The organism is Atlantibacter sp. RC6, assembly GCF_014193285.1.
In the GTDB taxonomy this organism is placed as follows: Bacteria; Pseudomonadota; Gammaproteobacteria; order Enterobacterales; family Enterobacteriaceae; genus Atlantibacter.
In genome coordinates, this window is the sequence record NZ_JACHZE010000020.1 from 1 (window position 1) to 3,619 (window position 3,619).

Consider the following 3,619-nt stretch of genomic DNA (forward strand, 5'->3'; position numbering starts at 1 on the left):
ATGGAGTTGAAACTGTGCCGATCTTACTCTCTCTCAAATAAAAGATCGAGTATTACTAACTCTGATCAAGCCTTCGGCCTGTGCTACGCAATAACTACCAAAGGAAGTTCAGCCCCCCCCAAAAAGGGCGCTTCACCCAAAGTTTCGCCTCCTCGATTGCCTATGGCTAATCAAGTTGACGATCCCTTGGAAAAGCTTCTTTTTTGAGCTTCACCCAAAGAGCAGCGACTTAGAGCTGAAGGCAGTTTCCCACCAACTGGCACCCTGTTGCACCCCCGCTGTCGCCACATAGCACTACTTGCAGAATTCTAACCCCATTTATGGCTGGGCTTTCTCATAGCTGGCCTGAATCCTTACCAAGCGCCTTAGTGACTCGTTCCCGGTCTGGTCTTTTGCAACACTCCCCGTTTAGACCAACATCAACACCTACCCGAACAATCACATGGCTGCAGCTCGTGCAGACGGCTCCACAGGTAGATCCTGATACAATAGGCAAAGTGAAAAAGCAACTTTGTTGATGCTTAAGGATTTGAAAAGGCTAGGGATTTTATGAAACTTGTAAGGAAGCGGGATTTGACTTTTACGGAGATGTAGGATAGATTTGTTCTTACATCACGTAATCGAGTTCTTGACCAACTTGATTACAAGACTTCAAAAGTCGCCAAACTTTTCAAGTCCCTCAAAACCAGCGCAAGCTGGTTTTGTTGTATCTGGACTCAGTTATAACCGATCTCCTTGAACTGTCAATAGTTCTTCAAAAAATCTGAATACCCGAACATCAAAAAAATAGACACCTGAACCATTCAAAAGCGAGTTTTGAACGGTTCACGCGCCTGCATTATCTTGGCTTGATCGACGTTCTGGAACCCCTCTGCAAATTTGCAGCAGTCGATTTTTTAGACTGTGAAATCTTGCTACCTATAGAACCAGCATCACTTTTAGACTTTATATATTCTTTAATATCCGGCTTTACTTTAATATCATTACTCGCTTTAGCTACAAACTCTCGATCACCTTTACCCTGTTTAGAATAGCCGTAGAACTCTTGGGATACAGTATTTCTATGCCCCATAGCTTCAGCTATTTGCCTACGTGTAGCACCTGATTTTTTTAAATCGCTGGCAAAAGCATGACGATAAGAATATAAAGAAAAGCCTTCATGGTATTTATTAAAATGCTTCCTTAATGCGTTGTAATCTTTTTTTGTTTGAACGCATTCAAAAACCTTATTGGGGCTATTTGCTATAGCCTCCAATAAAAGCTTATCAGCTGCATTATTTAAATCAGGTTCATATCCTATAGCTCTTACCTGCTGCCCCCTGTCTTTAGCAACTTTAGCACCTCTAACAACAGCAAAAATACGCCCATTTTCAAATTGTAGTTTGACACCTTTTTGCATCTCAGATGGTCTAATACCAAAACGATTTATCACAGAAAAACAAATAGAATGACGCTTAAAAAAAGCAGGTTTCATATTATCCAAAACCTCATTAGAGGAAGGTGCATTTTTTGCAGTTTTTCTTTTACTCAAAGATTTTTTATCATAACCAATCTTTGATTTAATATCTGAAAATAGAATTCTTTTATCACTTAAAAACTCATCTTCAAACTTTATAGATAGCTTAAATGCTTCCACTGTTAGCTCTTGAGAACCTTTATAATCCTTTGCCTTTGATAGCTTTTCAGCTTCACGGCGTAGCTGCTTTATCTGTTCTACTATACAAAAACGAAAAGCCGTTCTTGTTTTATCAAAACTTGCGCGGGTGTTGCATGACATAAGTATTTGTTGAACACTTTTCCCCGCGTTACTAGAAGTCATTGATTTATATAATGTTCTATACTGTTCATTTGACTCTGCAGATGCATCCGTTTTTACTTGATTTATTACATCTTTAATCATTTTATCTACATAAACACTCAAAAACGAACCCGCCTGCATTGCCTGTTCTTGTGCCATTAGCAATCTTGCATCGGCTATTCCTTTTTGGTGTCTGGTTAAATTTACTTTCATATCCAGCCCCTCTTTTAGTCTTCCTGTGGGTTTATTTTTCGCTGTCGCAAAAAATCAAACCCATTGCCTTTTCTCCTAATATTTCAAAGGTCGCTCGCTCCCAATGAAATAAAAGTCGAACGGCAACGGTTCTTCGCTACCCGCGATTTTTATTTTTTCTCGCTTATACTCGAAAAACTAAAAAACGAACCTACATTATTGCGAATAAAAATACGCAATAATGTTTTCCTTGCCGCTTATATATTAATATTCCATTTACGCTATTTCGTCAAATCTTGCCAAATCCGCCACCATCTAACTAACCTAAGATATATATACTTTTGCTTTTTACTTTCTGCGGCAATCGCTAAAACATATATCCGTTAACTTTCTATTTTTATATTGTATTGCTAATATATATATGTGTTAGCTTTAAAAATCTACCTGCGTGGTCAGGTAGGACAAGGCATTTTTATTTGCGGTAAGATTTTTTTATTGCCTTATTGTGATAGTCAAACAATAAATCAAATCTAGAAAGTTTACTTTCAACATCTTTTTGATATTTATTTTTTATGCAAATATAATCAATAGAGATCTTATCTTTCGCCGTCCTTTTTTCTTCTCTTTTTGTTAATCCATCCCCTTTGTTTTCAACATTAGAAAAATGTAAAAATAACCTATCCCCAAGAATTCCGCGAGACATAAACAACTTACAAAGTTTTAATGATGTATGATAAGTTAGATCTATTTTTTCTTTTTTTGCAATCGAATATAATATACTAATCATAAGATCAGCTTTTAATCTCTTTTTAGTGGCAGAGACATATGCACCAAATACATATGGTGAATCGGTACTATAATACTTTTCTGAATAAAGTGTTCTCAGTTCGTTTTCTATTTCGTTTTCCATATTAGCTCCTATAAATAATAATCACATGCATGCAATACCGTGCAAACAGTGCTTTTGTCAAGAGCTAACAAATATATTTTTTATCTAAAAACAATGGGTTATAAAAGGCTATCTGATATATACGTTAGCTTTAAATAACATTACAAGGCCGTAGGCAAATATAAGTTTTCTTCCAATAAAAAAGGCCGGTAGATCCGGCCTTAAAAGGTTTTATCTTCTATGGAAAGTTATTCGGTCTGCATAGATACCTTTCAGAACTATGACGCCGATCCCCATGAAAGCGAACCCTATAAAGAATGATGGCCCTGATTGGGTAGCCATAGCTATCAAAGCACCGCCCACCATTCCTACCAACCACACTAAGAAGACTAACCAACCGGGTGGCGTTCCATACTTCACCGTAGCAAGGCACGTTCGACAAACATGCACTCCCTTCGTCAGCTCAGTATCACAGTACGCACAGTGGATCACTTCTTTCGTGTTGTTTTCCATATTAAAAAATCCAATAAAGTTTGATAGTTACAGACCAGTTTTAAATTGATCTGACCTTCGCCTATTCTTCGTTAAGTGCTCGAAAAAAAAGCGTCATTTATCGAAGGATTTCTACCAAACTCTAGATTTTTCATGGAGTTGAAACTGTGCCGATCTTACTCTCTCTCAAATAAAAGATCGAGTATTACTAACTCTGATCAAGCCTTCGGCCTGTGCTACGCAATAAC

Annotated in this window: 2 protein-coding genes; both read right to left on the reverse strand. The window is 37.5% G+C overall.

The window, feature by feature from the left end; translation table 11 throughout:
• Positions 1 to 838: 838 nt before the first annotated feature.
• Positions 839 to 2,011 carry a site-specific integrase gene (locus FHW74_RS22715; RefSeq protein WP_117047651.1) on the reverse strand — a complete coding sequence of 391 codons (1,173 nt, stop codon included), beginning with the start codon at positions 2,009 to 2,011 and terminating at the stop codon, positions 839 to 841.
• A 451-nt stretch (positions 2,012 to 2,462) separates the two neighbouring features.
• Positions 2,463 to 2,900, reverse strand: a complete 438-nt coding sequence (locus tag FHW74_RS22720) for a hypothetical protein (protein WP_183172522.1) — start codon at positions 2,898 to 2,900, stop codon at positions 2,463 to 2,465.
• Between the last annotated feature and the right edge of the window lie 719 nt (positions 2,901 to 3,619).